This window comes from Methylobacterium sp. WL18, assembly GCF_008040015.1.
GTDB classification, from domain to species: Bacteria; Pseudomonadota; Alphaproteobacteria; order Rhizobiales; family Beijerinckiaceae; genus Methylobacterium; species Methylobacterium mesophilicum.
In genome coordinates, this window is sequence record NZ_VRVD01001149.1 from 1 (window position 1) to 762 (window position 762).

General features: G+C 70.5%; 1 protein-coding gene and 1 pseudogene. Both read right to left on the reverse strand.

Annotation, left to right across the window (positions count from 1 at the left end; translation table 11 throughout):
• A partial coding sequence (locus FV228_RS31455; protein ID WP_147857944.1) for a DUF2243 domain-containing protein occupies positions 1-474 on the reverse strand: 474 nt, incomplete at its 3' end.
• Positions 471-762, reverse strand: a pseudogene (locus FV228_RS31460) (oligopeptide transporter, OPT family); the annotation flags it as partial. The pseudogene FV228_RS31460 and the gene FV228_RS31455, both read right to left, overlap by 4 nt.

Consider the following 762-nt stretch of genomic DNA (forward strand, 5'->3'; position numbering starts at 1 on the left):
GCGCCCCGCCCGCACCAGCAGCCCGCCGGCGACCAGCATGGCGACGCCCCAGAGCAGGAACCCGACATCCCAGAAGATCCACTGGTCCCGGGGCATCGTCTCGTTGACGTGGTGGACGCCGAGGATCTGGTGGTCGATCACGCCCTCGACCGTGTTGAACAGGCCCCAGCCGACAAGGAGCGATCCGGCCAGCAGCTTGTTCGACCAGGACAGGTGCCCGCGATGCGCGGCGCGCCACAGGATGAACAGCCCGAGCACCACGAACACGTAGGTGGCGCTGTGGAAGATCCCGTCCCAGCGGGTGTTGAGCTCGAGGTTGGGGATCGAATCGATCGGGTACCAGCTGCTCACCATGTGGTGCCATTGCAGGATCTGGTGCAGCACGATCCCGTCGAAGAACCCGCCGAGCCCCAGCCCGAACAGGATCCCGGCGCCGAGCGGGAAGGCGCGGGTTTCGGGTGCGGCCGCCGTCATGACGCGACCGACGAGCGGGAGGCGGTCCCGGGCGTGTCTTCATCCACCGCGGACACCAGCCGGAAATAGAGTCCCAGCCCCGCCAGAAACACCGCCAGCCCGAGCCAGGTCGCCGTGGACGCAAAACCCGGCCCGGCGATGGCGAGCGCTCCGCTGTGCCCGGCCATGAGGTCGGCGCCGGCCAGCAGCACGCCGACGACGCTCTCCCCGACCAAAAACCCCGAGGCCAGGAGCACGCCCCGGCGGCGGGCGGCGGCGAGCACCCCGTCCCGCCGGTCGCCCCGGACC